The sequence below is a fragment of the Acinetobacter sp. Z1 genome, assembly GCF_024296945.1.
Classification (GTDB): domain Bacteria; phylum Pseudomonadota; class Gammaproteobacteria; order Pseudomonadales; family Moraxellaceae; genus Acinetobacter; species Acinetobacter beijerinckii.
Genome location: NZ_CP101115.1, coordinates 1929050 through 1949807, shown reverse-complemented (window position 1 = coordinate 1949807; position 20758 = coordinate 1929050). Strand labels below are relative to the sequence as shown.

The 20758-nt window shown below is 38.8% G+C and carries 21 protein-coding genes; 11 read left to right on the top strand and 10 right to left on the bottom strand.

Going from position 1 to position 20758, the window contains the following annotated elements:
- The first annotated feature begins 3 nt into the window (after positions 1-3).
- Positions 4-180 carry a hypothetical protein gene (locus NGC85_RS09130; RefSeq protein WP_254730422.1) on the top strand — a complete coding sequence of 59 codons (177 nt, stop codon included), beginning with the start codon at positions 4-6 and terminating at the stop codon, positions 178-180.
- A 72-nt stretch (positions 181-252) separates the two neighbouring features.
- On the opposite strand, the gene NGC85_RS09125 is transcribed toward NGC85_RS09130, so the two are convergent.
- Positions 253-1248, bottom strand: coding sequence for a glycosyl transferase family protein (locus NGC85_RS09125; protein WP_254730420.1), 996 nt, complete (start codon positions 1246-1248; stop codon positions 253-255).
- Between the two features lie 246 nt (positions 1249-1494).
- On the opposite strand from NGC85_RS09125, the gene NGC85_RS09120 reads away from it, so the two are divergent.
- Positions 1495-2640 carry an acyl-CoA dehydrogenase family protein gene (locus tag NGC85_RS09120; RefSeq protein WP_005053713.1) on the top strand — a complete coding sequence of 382 codons (1146 nt, stop codon included), beginning with the start codon at positions 1495-1497 and terminating at the stop codon, positions 2638-2640.
- A gap of 50 nt (positions 2641-2690) precedes the next feature.
- Here the strand turns inward: NGC85_RS09120 and NGC85_RS09115 are convergent, their stop codons facing one another.
- Positions 2691-3314 carry a hypothetical protein gene (locus tag NGC85_RS09115; RefSeq protein ID WP_254730418.1) on the bottom strand — a complete coding sequence of 208 codons (624 nt, stop codon included), beginning with the start codon at positions 3312-3314 and terminating at the stop codon, positions 2691-2693.
- 68 nt (positions 3315-3382) lie between these two features.
- Positions 3383-4321, bottom strand: a complete 939-nt coding sequence (locus NGC85_RS09110) for an alpha/beta hydrolase (RefSeq protein ID WP_254730417.1) — start codon at positions 4319-4321, stop codon at positions 3383-3385.
- A gap of 190 nt (positions 4322-4511) precedes the next feature.
- On the opposite strand from NGC85_RS09110, the gene pheA reads away from it, so the two are divergent.
- The 4 genes from pheA to pepD all read left to right on the top strand — a co-directional run bounded on the left by pheA (position 4512) and on the right by pepD (position 10179).
- Positions 4512-5621, top strand: a complete 1110-nt coding sequence (pheA, locus tag NGC85_RS09105; protein WP_254730416.1) for a prephenate dehydratase — start codon at positions 4512-4514, stop codon at positions 5619-5621.
- A 75-nt stretch (positions 5622-5696) separates the two neighbouring features.
- The gene (locus NGC85_RS09100; protein WP_254730414.1) at positions 5697-7946 is read left to right on the top strand and encodes a bifunctional prephenate dehydrogenase/3-phosphoshikimate 1-carboxyvinyltransferase; all 2250 of its coding nucleotides are present in this window, start codon (positions 5697-5699) and stop codon (positions 7944-7946) included.
- Positions 7947-8237: 291 nt separating this feature from the next.
- The gene (locus tag NGC85_RS09095; RefSeq protein ID WP_254730411.1) at positions 8238-8621 is read left to right on the top strand and encodes a hypothetical protein; all 384 of its coding nucleotides are present in this window, start codon (positions 8238-8240) and stop codon (positions 8619-8621) included.
- Positions 8622-8715: 94 nt separating this feature from the next.
- Positions 8716-10179 (top strand): beta-Ala-His dipeptidase, encoded by a 1464-nt coding sequence (gene pepD / locus NGC85_RS09090; protein ID WP_254730408.1) that lies wholly within the window; start codon positions 8716-8718, stop codon positions 10177-10179.
- 34 nt (positions 10180-10213) lie between these two features.
- On the opposite strand, the gene rtcA is transcribed toward pepD, so the two are convergent.
- The 5 genes from rtcA to NGC85_RS09065 form a co-directional block, all read right to left on the bottom strand.
- Entirely contained in the window at positions 10214-11254 is a 1041-nt protein-coding gene (rtcA, locus tag NGC85_RS09085; RefSeq protein ID WP_254730405.1) for an RNA 3'-terminal phosphate cyclase, read from the bottom strand.
- Positions 11255-11512: 258 nt separating this feature from the next.
- Positions 11513-11971: a DIP1984 family protein gene (locus tag NGC85_RS09080; RefSeq protein ID WP_254730403.1), complete on the bottom strand. Its 459-nt coding sequence runs from the start codon at positions 11969-11971 to the stop codon at positions 11513-11515.
- 26 nt (positions 11972-11997) lie between these two features.
- Positions 11998-12558: a hypothetical protein gene (locus tag NGC85_RS09075; RefSeq protein ID WP_254730401.1), complete on the bottom strand. Its 561-nt coding sequence runs from the start codon at positions 12556-12558 to the stop codon at positions 11998-12000.
- A 29-nt stretch (positions 12559-12587) separates the two neighbouring features.
- Complete coding sequence (locus tag NGC85_RS09070; protein WP_254730399.1) at positions 12588-13856, bottom strand: RtcB family protein; 1269 nt, start codon at positions 13854-13856, stop codon at positions 12588-12590.
- Between the two features lie 297 nt (positions 13857-14153).
- Positions 14154-15116, bottom strand: coding sequence for a ribonuclease Z (locus tag NGC85_RS09065; RefSeq protein ID WP_254805575.1), 963 nt, complete (start codon positions 15114-15116; stop codon positions 14154-14156).
- A 113-nt stretch (positions 15117-15229) separates the two neighbouring features.
- Here NGC85_RS09065 and NGC85_RS09060 point away from each other — a divergent pair, with 113 nt between their 5' ends.
- Entirely contained in the window at positions 15230-15553 is a 324-nt protein-coding gene (locus NGC85_RS09060) for a hypothetical protein (RefSeq protein WP_254730397.1), read from the top strand.
- Positions 15550-17145: an RNA repair transcriptional activator RtcR gene (rtcR, locus tag NGC85_RS09055; RefSeq protein ID WP_254730396.1), complete on the top strand. Its 1596-nt coding sequence runs from the start codon at positions 15550-15552 to the stop codon at positions 17143-17145. Before NGC85_RS09060 ends, rtcR begins: the two co-directional genes overlap by 4 nt.
- Here the strand turns inward: rtcR and NGC85_RS09050 are convergent, their stop codons facing one another.
- Both NGC85_RS09050 and NGC85_RS09045 read right to left on the bottom strand, forming a co-directional pair.
- Positions 17146-18216 carry a DUF2157 domain-containing protein gene (locus NGC85_RS09050; RefSeq protein WP_254730394.1) on the bottom strand — a complete coding sequence of 357 codons (1071 nt, stop codon included), beginning with the start codon at positions 18214-18216 and terminating at the stop codon, positions 17146-17148.
- Positions 18217-18309: 93 nt separating this feature from the next.
- Positions 18310-18939 carry an alpha/beta hydrolase gene (locus NGC85_RS09045; RefSeq protein ID WP_254730392.1) on the bottom strand — a complete coding sequence of 210 codons (630 nt, stop codon included), beginning with the start codon at positions 18937-18939 and terminating at the stop codon, positions 18310-18312.
- Between the two features lie 124 nt (positions 18940-19063).
- Between NGC85_RS09045 and yaaA the strand changes: the two genes are divergently transcribed.
- Genes yaaA through NGC85_RS09030 form a run of 3 tightly spaced genes read left to right on the top strand, consistent with a single transcriptional unit; the run spans position 19064 to position 20758 of the window.
- Positions 19064-19846 carry a peroxide stress protein YaaA gene (gene yaaA / locus NGC85_RS09040; protein WP_254730390.1) on the top strand — a complete coding sequence of 261 codons (783 nt, stop codon included), beginning with the start codon at positions 19064-19066 and terminating at the stop codon, positions 19844-19846.
- A gap of 21 nt (positions 19847-19867) precedes the next feature.
- Complete coding sequence (locus NGC85_RS09035; RefSeq protein ID WP_254730387.1) at positions 19868-20131, top strand: hypothetical protein; 264 nt, start codon at positions 19868-19870, stop codon at positions 20129-20131.
- A 9-nt stretch (positions 20132-20140) separates the two neighbouring features.
- Positions 20141-20758, top strand: a complete 618-nt coding sequence (locus NGC85_RS09030; protein WP_254730384.1) for a metal-dependent hydrolase — start codon at positions 20141-20143, stop codon at positions 20756-20758.

Sequence of the window (20758 nt, the reverse complement as noted above, 5' to 3'; positions counted from 1 at the left end):
ATCATGTATAAGAATGATGTTGTGATTGAGCCTAGTAATAAGCTAAATGGGTATCATAATGTAAATGTAAAAGGTAATCCGAAATATTCTGGCAAGTTTTCTATTGAAATTTCTACAGGTTTTTATGGTAAAAGTGATGATGAGTTAAGTAAAACTTATGATTTTATAATAAGTGAATAAACTCTAATTTTATCAATTTTTATATTCAGCAAATAACCCAAGGTTATATAAATAATCTTGGGTTTTTTTTGATCAAAAATGACTATCCCATAATTCTTGTGCTTTCTTCATTGCATCATCGTAATTGCTAACCACACCCATAGTATATAGCGCAATGCTCATCGTTTCAGTTATCGCCATTTCGCCATATTCGTGAGATTGTTCACCCAACCAAACAGCTTTGAATACAGCAAGGTCGAGTTCTTCTTCAATTGGGCTGCGGTCAGGTGTTAATTTGGGCAGTTCATATTCATATAATTCGCCATTTTTAATGCCACAAATTAAAGTCTTAGCATCAGGATTTCGCTCAAACTCACCACCTTCACCTTTAATTACGGCACTATTTTGATAGCCCAATCGAAAAGCCGTTTGCTGATGTGAAGTACGATAAGCAGGGTGGAAAATCGCTTGCAATGTCGCTTTAGCATTAAATGGATTAATTAAACGCGCTAATGTATGAATCGGAGAGCGTAGTCCCATTACATTTCGTAGTGAAATCAAATCACTTAGAATTGGTGAGATGGCCTCAAGTGGTAGATAAGCAAAGTTGTGTTGTTGAAGTTGTTCACGAACATCTTGTTCGTTGTGGCAGATAGAATAACCTAAGTATTGTAAAACTTGTTCTGTGTAGACGCGGTTAATCGTGTGACCAGAAGCACCATGCATCACAATCTTGTAACCATGATGCGCTAAAGTCAGAGCAGCCAATAAAAACCATGGATAATGTTTACGTTTACCTGCATAAGACGACCAATCTAAGTCGATTTCAAGCGGTTCAAAATTCAGTTGATCACGGGTTGCTTGTACAAAACCTGCAAGTTCATCTACAGATTCTTCTTTAACGCGTAGTAGCATCAAAAAAGCACCAAGTTGTACGTCTAGTACTTCATTTTTTAAGATCATACTAAAAGCTTGATAGGCTTCTTCATAACTTAGCGATCGAGAACCTGTTTTACCTTTACCTAAAATACGAACATATTGGGCAAATGGATGTTCAGCAATTTGGTAGATATTTCGTTTAGTATTCATCGTGGTTTATAAATCATCGCTAAGAATAGAATTAATATGACATAAAAGAAGCTGATTGCACGTAAAAAATAACTGGGGTTGTCTATAGATTAAACAATTGTTTATGCTCATCGATGAGTTGAAAATAAAATATTGACCGAATCAGTCTAGTGAAATGATGTAAACGGAACATGACATTAGGTCTAAAAATCATTAGCATGGCTTCGAAACAATTTTTAAGAAAAATGAAAGCGAAAGGAAATAAAGATGTTAGCTTATGATGCAGATTTGGAACTCTTCCGTGATAACTTTAAACGTTTTATGAGCGAGCAAGTCGCACCGCATTATGACCAATGGGAACGTGAAGGAATCATGCCACGCTCAGTTTGGACAGCGCTAGGTGAAAATGGCTTCCTGTGTGTGGATGTGCCTGAAGAGTATGGTGGCTATGGTGTTCCTACTCATTATTCATTAATGTTAGTCGAAGAATCAGCACGTGCAGGATATGGAGCTTTATCAACAGCAATTTCTTGTCATTCTGAAATTGCTGCGCCTTATATTCAGCATATTGGTACAGAACAACAAAAACAGCATTGGTTGCCAAAAATGGTATCTGGTGAAGCTGTAGGTGCTATTGGTATGACCGAACCAGGCGCAGGTTCAGACTTACAAGCGATGCGTACTAGTGCAATTCTTCAAGATGATCATTATGTATTAAATGGCTCTAAAACCTTTATTTCAAATGGTCAACATGCAGATGTTGTGGTTCTAGCCGTGAAAACTGATCCTCAAGCTCGGGCTAAAGGCGTTTCCTTAATGCTGGTGGATACACATTTGGACGGCTTTAAAAAGGGAACCAATCTCGACAAAATTGGTTTACATTCACAGGATACGTCTGAATTGTTCTTTGACAATGTCAAAGTGCCGAAAGATCAATTGTTAGGTAGCGCGGGTCAAGGTTTTGCTTATTTAATGCAAGAATTACCTCGCGAACGTACAGCAATTGCGTCTACTGCTTTAGGTGCCATTCGCGGTGCGATTGATATTGCGACTCAATATGTAAAAGAGCGCCAAGCTTTTGGTCAAGCGATTGGGAATTTCCAGAACACGCGTTTTGTATTGGCTCAAGCAAAGATTGATGAGTTAGCAACAGCAGCTTTCTATAACCAAAATGTTGCCTTATATAATGAAGGTAAATTGGATGTGGAAACTGCAGCGGCATTGAAGAGCTTCAGTACCGATATGCAAATGAAAGTGGCAGATAACTTGCTTCAATTATTTGGCGGATACGGTTATATGACTGAATATCCGATTTCACGTTTCTTTGTTGATGCACGTATTCAACGTATTTACGGTGGTACAAATGAGATCATGAAAGAAATCGTGGCTCGTGGATTGATTGGGAAAGCTTAAAAAAGAATTTTCAGCTTACTTTCGAGTAAGCTGAAATCTTCCAAATAAAATTATTTTTTAGGGTTGTAAATAACTGGATAGCTTTGTTGTTTCGGTAATTTTTGTAATGCTTGATTTATTTTTATTAAAAATTCATCTGCTTGATCCTGATTCGGCCAATGTTCATTATATTGGCTTCTTTTTTGAATATTTACACCACAACCTCTAATTTCCATATTTTCAGGATTAAAAGACCAGTCATTTGGGTTTTTTAGAGTGATATCTAGATCACTTGCGCAACTTTGCCATAATTTAATAAATTCATTTTGACTTGTCGGTGTAAATCTTTCTGCTGGGTAAACTGAGAAACCTCTCATTTCTGAATTAAAAAATTTAATAAACATATAAGAGGGCATATCGCCCCAAAGTATTGCTGTATCAGGCGCTAATTGAATACCTGTAATGTCTTTTTCTTTTAGAGCTTTCATTTGTTGTTCTTTTTGAAAAGCATTTTGAGACTTGTATTTTATTTTACTTTGAGGTGGAAGCGTAATGCCACGGACCTGAGTGGTTGTTTGGGTAATGTAATAGGGAGAGGTATCACGGTTACAACCTGTTGGATTGTAGCAACCAATACAGCCAGTCAAAATGATGCTGCTTAAACCAAGCGTTGTAATCGATAAGATTGTATTCATTTTAAGTTACTATTCTTATTTCATTCGATTTCATCATAACTCAATATTCAAGAACAAATGTTCAAATATTATGGAGTCAATTCATCAAATAAAGCTGAACAATTTTGAGTGTGGCATCCTGCTAACATGATCGCTTTAGGTAGGCTCGCATACATATTGGTAAGATGTTGTTCAGCTGGATGTTTGAAATTCCAAAATAAAAATTGATCAGAGCGTTGTTTATTTAGGTTTTGATAAAAATCAAATTGTTTTTGAGTTGATTCAGTTACATCGATATCACTTTTACGTTGCTCATGAGTTCCAACTGTCGTCATCAACATTAAATCGTGTTTGTTGGAATTTTTCTTATTTAACCAGTTTGTTTCATGATCAAGTAAAGCATAGTTATCAAACCAAAGTGAAGGGCTAGCAGCAATATAGCGTTGAAATGTTTGGGGTTGGCTAAAGAAAGTATGTAAAACAAATAGCCCACCAAAGGAATGTCCAAATAAACTTTGTTGTTGCAGATTGACTTTAATTTTCGTGTGAATGACAGGTTTGAGTTCTTTTTCAATGAATTGAATGAATTGATCGGCACCGCCATGTTGATATTTGGCTTGTTTTTGAAACTCAGCAGAAGTTTTGGGTGTGTAATCAAAAGCACGTTTTTCTACATCAAAACTGTTTTGCTGAGGGTAGCCAATCGCAACAATTGCGACAGGACTTAGACCTAAGCGATTGGCACCACCACCTACTGATTTAGCAATATTGGCAGCACTATCAAATGCGGCGTTGCCATCCAATATATAGAGAATTGGAAAACCTTGACTTGGAACTTCGCCAACTGGAACAAAGGTCTGAATCAAATAATTATGTTTGGTATATTTAGATTTCAATACAAAACTTTGCTTAGTATTGTTCTGCTCCTGTAGAGGAGCATGATCTTTAGTTATATTTTCTTGTTGTGCAAATACGGTTTGTATAGTGATGAGTAATGAAAAAGTCACAATACTAAATTGTTTAAACATAATTTATTCACAAACTTTAAATTCCTTGAGTAATATATAATGAAAATCATTATCAATAAAGTTTATTGATAAAAAGAGTTAAAACTCAGCGTGTTTAATAGCTTAAAGTGTTGTTATACTAGCTCGGATAATCAATTCAAAGATGAATTGTAATCCATTCTTATAGATGATTTTGCTGAGGCTGCATTCAATGGTAAACGATGGACAAAACACATCGACTTCACTTAATTTAGAACAAATTCGCGATGATATTGATAGTGTTGATCAACAAATTCAAGAATTATTAAACCGTCGAGCTTCTTTAGCTGAAGCTGTAGCGAAGGCCAAGTTTGCAGCTGAAGACAATCCATTGTTTTATCGTCCTGAACGTGAAGCTCAAGTATTACGTAAAGTGATGGAGCGTAATCAAGGACCTTTGTCTGATGCGACTATGGCTCGATTGTTCCGTGAAATCATGTCCGCGTGCCTAGCACTTGAAGCACCACAAAGCATTGCATTCTTAGGGCCTGAAGGGACTTATACTCATTCGGCTGTATTGAAGCATTTTGGTAAAGATGCCGTTGTGCGTCCATTACCAACAATTGATGAAGTATTCCGTGAAGTTGAAGCGAGCAGCGCACATTACGGCGTTGTTCCAGTAGAGAACTCATCAGAAGGGATTGTCAACCATACCTTAGATTGCTTTAAATCATCGACAGTGAATGTGATTGGTGAAGTTGAACTGCGTATCCATCATCAATTCCTAGTATCTGAAAATACCCGTAAAGACAGCATTAAACAGATTTATGCACATCAGCAAACCTTGGCACAATGCCGTAAATGGTTAGATGCACACTATCCAGGGGTTGAGCGTGTTGCACTGAACTCAAATGCAGAAGCGGCACGTCGTATTCGTAACGAATGGCATTCTGCTGCAATTGCATCTGATATTGCGGCAAGCATGTATAACCTTGAGATTTTACATAGCAATATCGAAGATAACCCTGAAAATACCACTCGTTTCCTAGTGATAGGTCGTGAGAAGATTCCTCAAAGTGGTAATGATAAAACATCTTTATTGATCTCTGCACATGATCGTGCAGGTGCTTTATTGGAAATTCTTGCACCGTTTGCCAAGCATGAAATCAGTTTGACCAGTATTGAAACGCGTCCAGCATTACCTGAAAAATGGGCTTATGTGTTCTTTATCGATTTAGAAGGACATATCGGTCAGGAAAATGTTGCGGCTGCATTGGAAGAAATCCGTCCAATGGTCAAGGAATTACGTGTACTCGGCTCATATCCAATCGCTGTTTTATAATCCCGTTTTATCATATGGATAGATGACTTCGGTATCTATCCATATCAATGTCGTCTCATTAGGCAAATATGTTTTATGTCTCAACCATTATTTAAGAAAGTTGCATTTATTGGGCTTGGACTGATTGGATCGAGTCTCGCTCGTGTGATTGTGGCAGAACAACTTGCATCTCAAATTGTGGCTTCAACACGCTCGAAAAAAACATTAGAAGATGCCAAGGCACTCGGTCTTATTCTACACGGTTATGCAACGCCTGAAGAAGCAGTTCAGGATGCAGATTTAATTGTTTTAGCCTTACCCGTTCGTGCAACGCAAAAAGTACTTGAACAGATTAAACCTTATCTTGCAGACAATGTCATTATTACCGATGTGGGCAGCACCAAAGGCAATGTTGTGGAAGCAGCTAAGGCGGTATTTGGTGAAGATCTACCTGTCGGTTTCGTGCCAGGACATCCGATTGCAGGTGCTGAGAATACAGGTGTGCATGCAGGTAAAGTAGATCTATTCGTTAATCATAAAGTGATTTTGACGCCACTTCCGACCAGTGCGGAGTGGGCAGTTGAAAAACTGATTCAGCTTTGGTCTGCGGCAAAAGCCGAAGTGATTTGTATGGATGTCACCAAACACGATGAAGTGTTGGCACATACCAGTCATTTACCGCATTTGATGGCATTCAATCTAGTTGAGCAACTGGCAAATCGTGAAGATAATTTAGATATTTTTCGCTATGCTGCGGGTGGTTTTCGAGACTTCTCGCGGATTGCAGCGAGCGATCCGCAGATGTGGCATGATATTTTCTTTGCCAATAAAACCGCAATTTTGAATGCTGTTGATGGCTTTGAACAGCAATTATCAGTCTTAAAAAAATTGATTGAACAGGAAGACTCGCAAGCGTTGATGGGCCTACTTGGACACGCGCAAGCCGCACGCCAACATTTTAATCATATGTTAGCCAAAAAACCTTTGATGGAGAAAAACAAGGTGACACAGCAATTTACCATTTTGCCCGGAAAGAAAACATTTACAGGTAAATTCACCGTACCAGGTGATAAGTCTGTGTCACATCGCTCAATCATGTTTGGTGCGATTGCAGAAGGCACAACCCATGTGACAGGCTTTTTGGAAGGTGAAGATGCACTCGCAACTTTGCAGGCTTTCCGTGATATGGGTGTGAGCATCGAAGGACCTAAGAATGGTGAAGTCACTATTCATGGTGTAGGCATGCAAGGTTTAAAAGCCCCAGCGAGCGCATTGTATATGGGTAACTCTGGTACCAGTATGCGTTTGCTGTCCGGCATGTTGTCTGCACAAAAATTTGATTCAGTGATGACTGGTGATGCATCGCTTTCTAAACGTCCAATGGAGCGTATCGCTAAGCCATTACGTTTGATGGGTGCACAAATCCAAACTACAGGTGAGAAAGGTACTCCGCCAGTGAGTATTACAGGTAGTCAAGCCCTTAAAGGGATTGAATATGATTTACCAATGGCGTCTGCGCAAGTGAAGTCAGGTATCTTGTTGGCGGGTTTATGGGCTGAAGGTGAAACATCTGTGACAGAACCTGAACCAACGCGTGATCACACCGAGCGTATGTTACGTGCTTTTGGTTATGAAGTGAAAACTGAAGGCAATAAAATCTCACTTGTGGGTGGCGGCAAATTAGTTGGTACTGATATTCAAGTGCCTTCTGATATTTCATCTGCTGCATTCTTTATGGTGGGTGCCGCAATCACAGAAGGTGCTGATGTAGTTCTTGAAGCTGTTGGAATCAATCCAACACGCACAGGTGTGATCGAAATACTGAAGCAGATGGGTGCTGATCTTACGGTTGAAAATGAGCGTATTGCTGGCGGTGAGCCGATTGCTGATATTCATATCAAAGGTTCTCGTACACTTAAAGGTATTCATATGCCTGAAGATCAAGTACCTTTAGCGATTGATGAGTTCCCAGCATTGTTCATTGCTGCTGCTTGTGCTGAAGGTCAAACCGTTTTAACGGGTGCTGCTGAATTACGTGTCAAAGAATCTGACCGTATTCAAGTGATGGCAGATGGTTTGAAAATTATGGGTATCGACTGTACACCCACTGAAGATGGAATCATCATTGAGGGTAAAGGTAAGTCTGGTGATTGGTCTGCAATCTTTAATGGTGGTGAAATTGAGTCACACCATGACCATCGTATTGCCATGAGTTTTAGTATGGCTGGTTTACGTACTTCAGGTAACATCACCATTCATGGTACAGAAACTGTGGCGACAAGTTTCCCAACTTTTACTGAATTGGCAAATGCTGCTGGTTTGGATTTAAAGATTGTGAATCCATAAGTTGATTTGAAAAGGCAGTGTTTAGCTTTATTAATAAGTTAAATGCTGCTTTACTTATAATTATATCAAGAAAAATAATTGACTAAAGAGAATGATAAAACGCTTAAATAATAAAAATGTTAAGTTTGTATATGTACATATCTAATCAGGTCGAAATTTCTAAAATTTGAACGAGAAGTAAGACAATCGGCTAATCAATTAAAGACAATTGTATATATAATAATTCATACCGCTGCAGTAGGCTTTACTCTGTGATCCAGAGTTAAAAAACATAAAAATAGAGGGAATACCATGAGAACGTTGCAATTCATAGCAGATTGCCCAAAACATGGATTGATCGATCATCCACCAAATGAATGTTACATTACTCAAGAGTATGTAGCAGCTTTATTGTATAAGCAATTAGAACAATATGGTTTTGATGCAGAGCATATTCGTCATGAGCATGAAAAAATTGAAGTGCGTATAGATAACCATCATTTGCCACTCTCTATTTTATGTTCTCAGCAAGGTGCAGAAGGACATATCTTGTGTCAAATTTCAGCTAATCCGCAGCAAGAACAAGCTTGGTTTGAGCGTATTGAGACACAAAGTATTATTCGCCAATTGGCTCAGGCTGTTGAAAACAGCTTGAAAGCAGAACATAGTTTTTCTCAGTTCGTGTGGAAAAGCTAAGTCAATTTTGAGAATAAAACCTTAAATAAAGTGATTTAAGCATCGCTGTTTAGGCGTATATTTGTTTAAACACTTTATTTGAGAGCATAGGTGCATGATACAGGTCGATTTTTCTAAATTATCACCCCAAGCAGTTTGGCAACATTTTGAGACCTTATGTACGATTCCTCGACCATCCAAGCATGAACAACAACTCAGACAACATCTAAAAGATTGGGCAGAACAGCGCAACTTGGAAACTTATGTCGATGACATTGGTAATTTAATTATTCGAAAAGCTGCTATAGTAGGTAAAGAGCACGTTGCAGGTGTGATTTTGCAGGGACACTTAGATATGGTGACTCAGGCAAATCGTGGTACTCAACATGATTTCTTTAAAGATCCCATTCAACCTGTATTAAAAGATGGCTGGCTGATTGCTGAAAACACGACATTGGGCGCAGATAATGGGATTGGAGTTGCACTTGCACTGGCGGTATTAGAATCAAATGATATTGCACATGGGCCGATTGAAGTCCTGTTGACCATTGATGAAGAAGCAGGAATGAGTGGTGCTCGTTTACTTGAGTCAGGCATCTTAACTGGACAGTGGCTTTTCAATATTGATACCGAAGAATGGGGCGAGCTGTATCTTGGCTGTGCTGGGAGTATTGATCTGGAAGTACAGCAAGCACTTGAATATGAAGTAGCACCTGCAAATTTAATGTATGTCGATCTGTTGGTTTCGGGCTTAAAAGGCGGTCACTCTGGTGTTGATATTCATTTAGGTCGTGGTAATGCCAATGTGATTTTAGCCCATTTCTTGAATGATTATTTGACACAATCCAAGGGTCGATTGGTTGAATTTGTTGGCGGAACAGCACGCAATGCTATTCCTCGTGAAGCGGTGGCAACCATTGCAATTCAAGTGGAGCAATGGGCTGCTTTACAACAAGCACTTGCAGTAACACAAGCAGAGTGGCAACAAAAATTACAAGGCGTTGATGATCAAATTCAGATCACGGCACAGCAAAATAGCAATCCGCTCAATAATGAAGTGATAGCTTTACAGCAGCAACAGGCTTGGTTGCAAGCGTTGGCAACGTGTCCGTATGGTGTTGCACAATGGAGTAAAGTTTTAACTGATGTGGTTGAAACTTCGAATAATATTGGTGTCGTTAAACTGACCAAAGAAGTAGCCAAAGCCTTAATTATGGTGCGTTCGATGGTGAATCAAGAGGCGCTAATCTTTGCACAGAACATTCAACAACATTTTGCTAATTTCCAGATTCAATCTGAATTAACACCATTGGTATCAGGCTGGACACCAAACCCAGATTCGGCTGCATTAAAATGTTTACAGCAAGCTTATCAATCCGCATTTGATATTGAACCAAATTTGAAAGTGATTCATGCAGGTTTGGAGTGCGGCATTATTGCGGAACATTATCCAAATTTGCAGATGGTGTCTTTCGGTCCTGATATTCAAGGGGCACATGCACCAGGTGAACGGGTTAAAGTAGATACTGTCGAGAAATGCTGGAAGCTGTTGGTGACTGCTTTGGAATCTGTAAAATAAATTGCCATAGAAAAGAAGCTCATTCTTGAGCTTCTTAAACTTTGACATTGACCTGAAACAGATTTTTATTGAGTTCAATAAATTCAATTTCACAATCAATAAATTTTTCAATCATGGCTGCTTGGGTGCGCGTATGTTCGCTGATGCATTGTGCAGTAAAACGACCGCCTTGACCTAATACCAAAGGCAAGAGCAATTGATCTGCCAAATATTCATCAACAACGGCATTAGATGTTAAATAATGTTGTACTTCTTTGGCAAGTTCACTGGCAATTTGTTCTGATCGCTTACGCATTTCACCCAATGCCGTAAACAGTTGTGTGTGATGTTCATACTCAACTTTGACATAAACCGTGTTGCCTTGACTAATTCCATCGAAAAAGAATTGCTGCTGTGCGGTCAGTTCTAGCTTTTGGTTTAAGGTGGCTAATTCACGTTGTGCAATATCATGTACCAAATTCAGTACCGCAGCATGTGCAGTGAGAGCCTGTTGCTGACCACATTGTAATAAATCAAGTGGGTGACGTTGTTGCCACGGTTGAATGTTGATTTGAATTTCGCCTGCACCAATCGGAAAGAAGCCTGCTTTGTTTAATTTAAAATCAACCTCAATGCCGATCTTTTTGAGACAGGGTAAAAAACAATGCTCAATAAAATCCGCCGTTGGTGCAAGTGGGTTATGCGTACCGCCTGAAATGGTGATTTCGCTGGCTTGATCTTGTAAAAGTAATGCAGGCAATAAAGTTTGTAAAACCAAAGTCGTGCTGCCAGCCGAACCAATCTGGAATTGGTATTTGCCACTTTGAACGTGTTGTGGCGCAAAATATAGGCGTTGGCTATGTAGTTCAGCACCTTCGACATAGGCTTGGCTGACTTGCTGTGAAGCTTGTACACAAACCAAATGCTGACGCATTAAGCCTGACTTTTTGCGTCCTGCACGAATGTTAATCAGTTCAAATGCCTGACCTGTAATCATGGAAAGGGCAAGGGCGGTTCTTAAAATTTGCCCGCCACCTTCGCCTTGTGAACCATCAATCTGGATGGTGGTTGGCAGTTGTGCCAAAATGTTATTCACGTTGTTTTTCCTTTATTTCTAATTAAATGAACATACTGTCAGTACATGGTAATGCGAAGTAACGTGTCACTTTGCTTTTGGCAAAGGTTTACTCAGTACATGGTGCTGAGCCTAATCAGTGAAGATTGATGCACGGCTCACATGCTGCCATAGCCGCCTGAATTATTTTCAATCCCTCAGATCGGAGTAAAGCGGGATCTTGTACTCGCCCAGTATGTTCAAACTGGTGTTGTGAAATGATTTCACAAAATCTATTTTCTATTCGACTAAATCAATCTGCCAGTTTGCAGCCTGAATTTTGATATTTAAGTCACGTAATTTTGCACTGATATCATCTGCCTGTTTTTGCAAATTGGAAACAGGGATGACTTTTTGCCATTTAATTTCCCGTGCACTATAACGGTCGGGTTCACGATGGGTATTGGCAATCGCATCAACGAGAATCTTATGTTGCTCGGCATAATTGTCTCTCAAGCTTAATAATGAGAGCAAGTTTTTTCCATTTTCCTGTTTTGCCTGTGCATTGGTCAAATGAATACGACAAATCAATTGATTGCTTTCTTGGGTTAAAGCAAATACTTGTTTGATGAGTTCGTTCGGATCTTCACTCGGTTCATCACCATCTTGTACCAATACATTGGCGTTGATCCGTTGTTTTAATGAAGCGAGCTTTTTATGTTGATCGCTTCGCAGTAAAAGTGCTTCTGCGAGTTTCATCTTTTATTTTCCTAAAAATTTATTCTTTAATCTGTTGAGCTTGCAAGTAGTAAACAACCTTTCTTTAGCTGTGGTGAGTAGACAGTTAGGCACCAATTCCCCCACCATTCTCGGCCGGGTTCAAAATAATCATTCCATTCAGAATCGTTATCTCGACCACTACCTGGGTAGCCAACCCAATCATATATTTCACAGTCTTTTTCAGTTAAAAGACATAATTGCGTGAATGTTTTGAAGAATGTTACTCGATGAGACTGGGCAAGGGTTGTTCCATAGGGTGGATCAATGATTGCCTCTAACATGCTCAAAAACCAATTGTGTCCAGAAAATAAATTAGGTTTGTCCAAACAATTAAGATTTATAAGGCTGCGATCTAATTGCTCCTTTATGGCTAGTGAGTTCAAGTCTAACGTTTTTTCTAAGGCTAAACTTTCACAATTCAATAGCATCTTTTGATGAATAGTCAGCGTATTTGAAGATTCCGTTTGATGTGTGACATCAAACAAAAAAACTTCAAATACGGCTTGTATGGCATCAAGATTAGATTGTAATTCTTTGGTCTTCAAATGATCTAATTGGACAAACATATGCTCACCTTCTGGTTGTGCTCAGGTATCTAGCCCTTAACACAAACTACTTGTCTTAATGTATAAACCACTTCAACCAAATCTTTTTGCGCATTCATCACATCTTCAATCGGTTTATAAGCCGATGGAATTTCATCAATCACAGCAGCATCTTTTCGGCATTCCACACCTTCAGTCTGCGCAATCTGATCTTCCACAGTGAATCGACGTTTTGCTTCAGCACGGCTCATCACGCGTCCTGCACCATGTGAACATGAGCAAAATGACTCCTGATTTCCAAGCCCACGAACAATAAAGGACTTGGCACCCATCGAACCGGGGATGATTCCATATTGTCCAAGTTTGGCACTTACAGCACCTTTACGGGTTACCATGACTTCTTCGCCGTAATGTTCTTCCTTTTCCACGTAATTATGGTGACAGTTCACGGCTTCCAATTTTGCATTAAATGATTTTGGAATAATGGTCGCTAAAGCTTTAATCGCTGATTGCATCATAATCTCACGGTTTTTCATGGCAAAGCGTTGTGCCCAACCTACAGCAAACCAATAATCATCAAAATGTTCTGTTCCTTCAACTAAATAAGCTAAATCTTTATTGGGTAAATTAATAAAGTGTTTTTGCATATCTTTGCGTGCCAGCTCAATAAAATGATTACCAATGGCATTACCGACACCACGAGAACCTGAGTGCAGCATAATCCAAACGTGATTGTGTTCATCCAAACAGATTTCTACAAAGTGATTCCCTGTTCCTAAAGTTCCCAATTGCTTGCGGTTGTTGGTATTTTTTAGGCGAGGGTGCTTCGCACAAATCAACTCAAAATCTGCAACTAAATCAGCCCAAGCTTGATCTACCATTTCAGGTGGTGTTTCCCAAGAACCTTTATCTCGTCCACGTTTGGTCATTCCATGTGGAATTAAACGTTCAAGTTCAGTACGCAAAGCATGTAAATTATCTGGTAAATCTGATGCGGTTAAGTTGGTACGGGTGGCCATCATCCCGCACCCAATATCGACACCGACCGCAGCTGGGATAATTGCACCTTTGGTTGGAATCACGCTTCCGATGGTTGCACCTAAGCCAAAGTGAACGTCTGGCATCACTGCCATCCATTTATAAATAAATGGCATTTGGGCAGTTTGTAGTAATTGTTGTTTTGAGTTGTCATCAACAAGAACACCTTTGGTCCACATTTTTACAGGCATACTTTTTTCATTTTTTAGAACTTGATAAGCACGTTGTTGCTGTTCTTGTTCAAATTGAGCTTGTTGGTTGATTTGTTCAACAACAGACATTTTCATTTTCCTTTCAAAGCCTGCCTGCCAAGCGTTTGCAGGCAGGTGTTATTCACAAGATCCGAATGATGTTGTGTGCTTATACTATTGCAGTGACTGTGCCAATGTTTTAAAAAGCAAATCAAAATTATTATATGTTATTGATAATAATATAAAATAAAATTTATTCTACTGTGGGTTGAAATATTGGGGTATATTTTTTATATAAAAAATATATTTATATAGATATAAATATATCTTAAAGGATATGCGATCTATTCTTGAATTTTACAGATAGATCGCATAACAGGAGGTGTATTAGGTTTTATCAATTTTTAAGAGTTGACCATTTTCATCTAAGCTAAATTGATCAAAATCATGAGCTAAATAAAAATTACCTTTGTAAAACGCTCTGACCTCCTCGGCGATCGCTTGCTGCCCAGCACTATCTTGATGTCGCGGACTAAAGTGCGTGAGAATGAGATTGCCTAATCCTTGCTGCTGAGCAAATTCAGCCACCATTTTTGCTGAACTATGCATTGGACCTTGACCCACTTTATCCAGAACTGCTTGAGTGTAGGTGCTTTCATGAATCAATAGTTGAGCATCTTGACATGACTGAGCTAATAACTCAGGCTGATCATTGTCACCACCCACTATCGCGTGAACGCGCTGTATATGCGTTTGAATAAAATCACTCGCTTTTAAGGTTTGATCATTGAATTGGATATCTTTACCTTGTTGCAAATCACCCCAAGCTTTACCTTTAGGTACACCAAGTTGAATTAAAGCCTGTGTGTCTAATTTCTTTTGAGTGTATTGCGTGATAATACTAAATGCAAAGCTTGGTACTCGATGGCTAAGTGGGTGAGCTTGAATTGAAAGATTATCCGTCAGTTGCTGTATCTGAGTCGCTTCATTTACATCGATAAAGTGGAGTGGGTAAGGTAAATGTAGATCAGTGAGCTGTGCTGTAACATCAATCCATTGTTGAATTTCTTTGGGTGCAATAATGGTTAAAGGTGCAGTACGGGCATTCATACCCGCACTTGCAAGTAAGCCGACGAGACCATAACAATGATCACCATGGACATGGGTAATGCATATCGCAATCAAAGTCTGTAAAGAAAGTTTAGCCTGTTGAATCCGATGCTGTGTACCTTCACCTGCATCAACCAATATCCAGTCTTTATTCTTACTGTTACGAATTGCCAAAGCAGAAACGTTGCGTGTGAGTGTGGGTACACCTGAAGATGTGCCTAAAAAAGTAAAATGAAGCATCTTGTTGGTATTATTTAATGAAAAGGTCATTGTATATGAAACTATAAAATTTTATAGAAAATGATGTGTAAAGATCATAAGATCAATAAAATGATTTAAGGGCATAGCCTCAAATGAGTAAACTAGGATGTGTATGTGGTCATGTGATTGTTGATCAGACGGATCAAATTCCATATAAAGCTTCTTTTATTACTGATGTTGATTTATTTGATTTTTATGATGCAGTCGACGACAAGATTAATGCTTCTTTAAATAATAAACAGATATTTTCTGAGCAGATTATAGATAGGTTTATACGATATTCTGCAGATATGTATGAATGTACGCAATGTGGGCGATTATGGATAAGTATTGGAAATAATCAGTTTAAGTCTTTTCTTCCTGAATCAGGGAAATATCAAGCTATTTTAAATATCCAACATGATAGATTTAAATGAATAAAAAAACTGTTGTAATTGGTTTCGTCGGTTCTACTTTAGATCAAGGCAAGCGTCCTGACCGTTGGCAACGCTGGCGTCCGACCTTGAGTCTTTTGATGCATGAAGATTTGATTGTAGATGAACTGGTACTATTGCATGATCGACAACATCATAATTTAGTCAAATTTATTGCTGAAGATGCACAGAATGTATCTCCATCAACCATAGTGTCAGGTCATCGAGTGAGTATTCGTGATCCTTGGGATTTTGCCGAGGTCTATGGTGCGCTGTATGACTTTGTAAAAACCTATCCATTTGATACTGAAAAAAATAACTATCTTTTGCATATCACGACAGGTACACATGTTGGTCAAATCTGCTGGTATCTTCTAGTCGATGCTAATTATTTGCCTGCCAAACTGATTCAAAGTGCGCCAAATCAACAGAAAACGCCAGAAGGTGAATATCGCATTATTGATCTGGATTTATCTCGCTACGATGTTCTCAAGCAGCGTTTTGAAGATGAGCAACAACAAAACTGGCAACAGTTAAAAGCCAATATTTCAACCTATAACCATGAATTTAATCAACTGATCACCGAGGTTGAATTGGTGGCAACACGTTCAAGTGCGCCGATTTTGATTATGGGGGCGACAGGTGTTGGTAAATCGCATTTAGCCAAACAAATTTTTCAATTAAAGAAAGATAAGTTTCATCTGAGTGGACGTTTTATTGATGTGAACTGTGCGACGCTGCGTGGTGATAGTGCCATGTCGAGTTTATTTGGACATATTAAAGGAGCTTTTACAGGGGCAGCGGCTTCAAGAACAGGCTTATTAAAAAGTGCTGATCAAGGTATTTTATTTCTGGATGAAATAGGGGAGCTTGGGTTGGATGAGCAAGCGATGTTACTTAAAGCGCTTGAAGATAAATCTTTTTTTCCAGTCGGAAGTGATAAAGAGGTTCAGGCAGATTTTCAGTTGATTGCTGGGACAAATAAAGACCTGAGAACAGAGGTACAAGAAGGTCGCTTTCGTGAGGATTTATGGGCGAGGTTGAATACATGGACTTTCTTTTTACCCAATCTTAAAGATCGAATAGAAGATATTGCCCCGAATATTGAATTTGAGTTGCAACGTTTTGCTGTAAATCATCAGCGTCAATTACGATTTCAACGTGATGCCCTTGATGCATATTTGAAATTTGCCAAGTCTAAAGAAGCATCTTGGCAGGGGAATTTCCGAGACTTAACCGCCAGTGTCACCCGATTAGCAACGCTATCCACTGGTGAGTTGATTCGTTCCGAAACGGTAGAAAAAGAGATTCAGCGTTTAAAACAGTTGTGGTCGATTCAAGCCAAACAAAATCATTCTAAAGATGTAGATATTCTCCTTAAATATTTAGATCAAACGCAGTTGAGTGAAATCGATGAGTTTGATCAGATTCAACTACGTGGCGTACTCCAAGTTTGTGAAAATGCCAAGTCGATGGCGGATGCTGGACGCCAGCTATTTGCTGCTTCACGCCAGCAACGTAATACCACCAATGACAGCGACCGAGTCAAAAAGTATTTGGCTCGGTTTGGCTTGAGTTGGAGTGATTTTCAGTAATTATTCAATGGGATGGTCTTTTTTTATTTGTGATTGAGCTGGTAGAAACTCTAAATTCCAAAGTTTTTCGGCGTGTCGTCCAATCCACCAGAAAGATGCAGCGAGCAAGATAAAGAAAATGGCTTTGTGCATGCTATTCCAAAAGAACTCAAAATACTTGGTGTAGAGATTAATAAATAAGAAGGTGATACCAAAACCACGTGAGGTGGCATCATCATGTTTTAGACCGTAGACTATTGCAATGATGGCAATAAATGCGAAAAGCACACCCCAATGTAAGAGTTCATATTGTTTAACGTTATACCAGCTATTCAAATCACCATAATTGCCAAAGATCGAGAGAATCCATAAGGCAATAAATAGATAAAGCAGTCCCATGACATAAGTTGAATGGGCGAAGTCTCTAAAATGCGCGTAGCGTTTAAACAGCAAGCTTAAACCAATCAATACGCCGCCAAAAAAGACAAAACGTAAAGGAAAGTTCATGCCTAGGTAATAGGCCCCCCAACCCGACATATAGCCAGTTTCCGTCCCAAACCATGACCCGAGTGAAAGTAAGGAAAATACCCAGATCAGTTTAGAAGGGAACCAGAAGGCAAGTGCTGCATAAATAATGGTAGAGAGCAGGAATAACAAAGAGAAATGCCCACTGCCTGTATCAATTGCTTGACCAAAATAGGCGATGGACGCTGCGGTAGACAGCACGCCTGCAAAAATAATCGCTTCATTGCTAAATTGATGTAGGGGCTTGGTTTGGCGTCGACGATAGGCAAAGCCATAAAAAGCTGCAGCAACTGCAGCGAAAATCAGACAAGGAATGATTTTGGAATCAACAAAGATTTTTTCAATCAATTCCATCAAGAATTTATCAGCGGTAATTGCAGCAATCGAAATCACGGCACAAATCATTGAAATCCAAAATGAATATTTTGCCAATCGTTCCCAATCAAAAGGTCGAATCGAAAAACTTTGATTTAAATCATTGGCAACATCGGGCGTAATCGTGCCTTGCTGTTGCCAATATTCAATGGTTTGCTTTAAAAAAAGTCCCTGTTTTTTATTTAACTTCATTATTTAAAAACCTAAATGCCTGTACATCTATACTGATATAACAGACATTGGATTCAAAAGGCGTATATTTTTCTTAGTAATTTGTTGTTAAGTCTAAAGTTTTAAAAAACGAGTGATAATTTGACGCAACTGTTTTAGATAACCTGTAAAGAAATGATTGGCACCTGGCAGAATTGTGATTGGATGTTTTTGTGGTTTTGCCCAAGCAATCATATCTGAGAGCAGGGTAATAACATCTTGTTCGCCGTGTACGAATAAAATATCGCCGTCAATTGCAGGGGTTTTATAATGACGTAAATCCACTACTGAGCCAGTTGGTAGTCCGCAGAGCACTAATTGTTTTGGACGTAATTCTTCACTGAGTTGTGCTTGGCATTTAGCTAATACATGAGAACCGAAACTAAAACCACCTGCATAGAAAGTTAAACCTGCATGTTTAGCACGGGCATATTCAATCACAACCATAATATCTTCAGTTTCGCCATGACCTTGATCATGTGTACCTTCGCTACCCTGTAAACCACGGAAGCTAGGACGATAAACCACACACCCCATTTCATTAAAAATCTGAGCCAATAGGACAGGGACTTTATGATGAGGTGTTCCACCTTGTAAAGGATGTGGGTGGCAAACAACAGCAAAACCTGTGATTTCACCTTGGGGTTGATCGACAAACATTTCAATTTGACCAACAGGACCTTGGATGAATAATTGCTCAGACATAAGATACGCAATGGATAATGGAAGAATCCACTATTTTACCGATAAAACTTAACGAGAACACGAATTGGCATTAAAAATTATCAACTGATATAGTTTCACCAAGATAAATTTATTTTGATTAATTATGCTTGCTTTAATTTCTCCAGCGAAAACACTTGATTACACAACAGCTTTACCGACTGATACACATACTCAGCCACGTTTATTAGAGCAATCACAACAATTGATAGATGCGTGTCGAAAACTTTCTGCAACAGAAATAGCATCGTTAATGACCGTGAGTGAAAAAATCGCCAATTTAAATGTAGAGCGTTTTCGTGATTGGAATGTGGAATTTGATTTTTCTAATGCACGTCAAGCTTTATTTGCATTCAAAGGTGACGTGTATATAGGTCTAGATGCTTATCATTTAAAAGATAGAGATATTGATTTTGCCCAACAGCATTTACGTATGCTGTCTGGTCTTTATGGTTTATTGCGTCCGTTAGACTTGATGATGCCGTACCGTTTGGAAATGGGCACTAAATTAAAGAATAGTCGTGGTCATAATTTATATGAGTTTTGGGGCAGCATTATCACCGACCAAATTAACCAAGATTTAGCTAAAATTGATTCGAAAATATTGGTAAATTTAGCCTCTGACGAATATTATAAATCTGTAAATGAAAAGAACATTCAGGCGGAAATTATTAAGCCAGTATTCTTGGATCAGAAGAACGGAAAATATAAAGTCATTAGTTTCTATGCGAAAAAAGCGCGTGGTCTGATGGCGAGATACTTGATTGAAAATAAATTAAGCCAAGTAGAACAATTAAAAGCATTTGATAGTGAAGGGTATTACTTTGATGCTGAAAGTTCATCGAATAAAGAGTTGGTCTTTAAGCGAGATGAGCAACACGCAGCTTAGATTTGCCTTGGGCAGGGTGGGATGTTAACCAAAGAATATTTATTAAAACACGCAATATCGTCTGATCAAGTTAAAGTTAAAGGACATTTGACAGAACCTCGAAGTTATGGAGTGTATGCATTGCCTTTAGACCGAGATGGTACTCGACGGTTTCGATTTGGTAATCACCCTATGCGCCAACAGGAACTGAAGCATGAGTTTGGTTCCTGTACCTTGTATCAGCTTTTTTTAGAGCGTAAAGATGCAGAGTCATTAGCAAAGTGGCTTAATAAGGCAATCCAATAAGGATGAGTAATGCAGCAATATTTAACTGTATTAGAAAAATCTTGGTTTGAGCTGCATCAGCATTATCATTTTTCTGAGCCACAGAAAGTTTTTAATAAGTTGATTGCTGCCTACAGTGAAAAGCAAAGGGCCTATCATACCGTTCAGCATTTGTATGAATGTTTGCTTTTAGTTGGAACGATTCGATCTGATTTAAATGATGCGAATGCAGTTGAGTTAGCACTTTGGTTTCATGATGCGGTCTATGATCCGCAAGCAAAAGATAATGAGCTGAAAAGTGCGGAGCTATTCGTACAGTATTTGGCTCAAGATTTATCAATTGATATTGTTGAAAAGATAAAGCTATGGATTATTGCGACGCAAAAGCATGAAGCAACGAATGAGCTAGATTTGCAATTTTTACTGGATATTGATTTGGCCATTCTAGCTGTTTCACCAGAGCGTTTTGATGAATACGAACAGCAGATTCAGCATGAATATGCTTGGGTAGATCCAGATGTTTATTCGATTAAAAGAAAACAAGTCCTAGCGCATTTTTATCAGACAGTACCGCTGTATCAAACTGAATATTTTCAACAGAATTTTGAGCAGAGTGCCAAAAATAATTTAAAGAATATAATAGAATAA

What these genes read in the sequence shown, in the direction of transcription:
- NGC85_RS09100 (WP_254730414.1), top strand. Translation starts at nt 5,697, where the DNA reads ATGTCTCAACCATTATTTAAGAAAGTTGCATTTATTGGGCTTGGACTG.
- NGC85_RS09110 (WP_254730417.1), bottom strand. Translation starts at nt 4,321, where the DNA reads ATGTTTAAACAATTTAGTATTGTGACTTTTTCATTACTCATCACTATA.
- NGC85_RS09060 (WP_254730397.1), top strand. Translation starts at nt 15,230, where the DNA reads ATGAGTAAACTAGGATGTGTATGTGGTCATGTGATTGTTGATCAGACG.
- NGC85_RS09115 (WP_254730418.1), bottom strand. Translation starts at nt 3,314, where the DNA reads ATGAATACAATCTTATCGATTACAACGCTTGGTTTAAGCAGCATCATT.
- NGC85_RS09120 (WP_005053713.1), top strand. Translation starts at nt 1,495, where the DNA reads ATGTTAGCTTATGATGCAGATTTGGAACTCTTCCGTGATAACTTTAAA.
- NGC85_RS09130 (WP_254730422.1), top strand. Translation starts at nt 4, where the DNA reads ATGTATAAGAATGATGTTGTGATTGAGCCTAGTAATAAGCTAAATGGG.
- NGC85_RS09050 (WP_254730394.1), bottom strand. Translation starts at nt 18,216, where the DNA reads ATGAAGTTAAATAAAAAACAGGGACTTTTTTTAAAGCAAACCATTGAA.
- pheA (WP_254730416.1), top strand. Translation starts at nt 4,512, where the DNA reads ATGGTAAACGATGGACAAAACACATCGACTTCACTTAATTTAGAACAA.
- NGC85_RS09045 (WP_254730392.1), bottom strand. Translation starts at nt 18,939, where the DNA reads ATGTCTGAGCAATTATTCATCCAAGGTCCTGTTGGTCAAATTGAAATG.
- rtcR (WP_254730396.1), top strand. Translation starts at nt 15,550, where the DNA reads ATGAATAAAAAAACTGTTGTAATTGGTTTCGTCGGTTCTACTTTAGAT.
- NGC85_RS09080 (WP_254730403.1), bottom strand. Translation starts at nt 11,971, where the DNA reads ATGAAACTCGCAGAAGCACTTTTACTGCGAAGCGATCAACATAAAAAG.
- NGC85_RS09125 (WP_254730420.1), bottom strand. Translation starts at nt 1,248, where the DNA reads ATGAATACTAAACGAAATATCTACCAAATTGCTGAACATCCATTTGCC.
- NGC85_RS09035 (WP_254730387.1), top strand. Translation starts at nt 19,868, where the DNA reads ATGTTAACCAAAGAATATTTATTAAAACACGCAATATCGTCTGATCAA.
- NGC85_RS09030 (WP_254730384.1), top strand. Translation starts at nt 20,141, where the DNA reads ATGCAGCAATATTTAACTGTATTAGAAAAATCTTGGTTTGAGCTGCAT.
- yaaA (WP_254730390.1), top strand. Translation starts at nt 19,064, where the DNA reads ATGCTTGCTTTAATTTCTCCAGCGAAAACACTTGATTACACAACAGCT.
- NGC85_RS09095 (WP_254730411.1), top strand. Translation starts at nt 8,238, where the DNA reads ATGAGAACGTTGCAATTCATAGCAGATTGCCCAAAACATGGATTGATC.
- NGC85_RS09065 (WP_254805575.1), bottom strand. Translation starts at nt 15,116, where the DNA reads ATGCTTCATTTTACTTTTTTAGGCACATCTTCAGGTGTACCCACACTC.
- NGC85_RS09070 (WP_254730399.1), bottom strand. Translation starts at nt 13,856, where the DNA reads ATGTCTGTTGTTGAACAAATCAACCAACAAGCTCAATTTGAACAAGAA.
- NGC85_RS09075 (WP_254730401.1), bottom strand. Translation starts at nt 12,558, where the DNA reads ATGTTTGTCCAATTAGATCATTTGAAGACCAAAGAATTACAATCTAAT.
- pepD (WP_254730408.1), top strand. Translation starts at nt 8,716, where the DNA reads ATGATACAGGTCGATTTTTCTAAATTATCACCCCAAGCAGTTTGGCAA.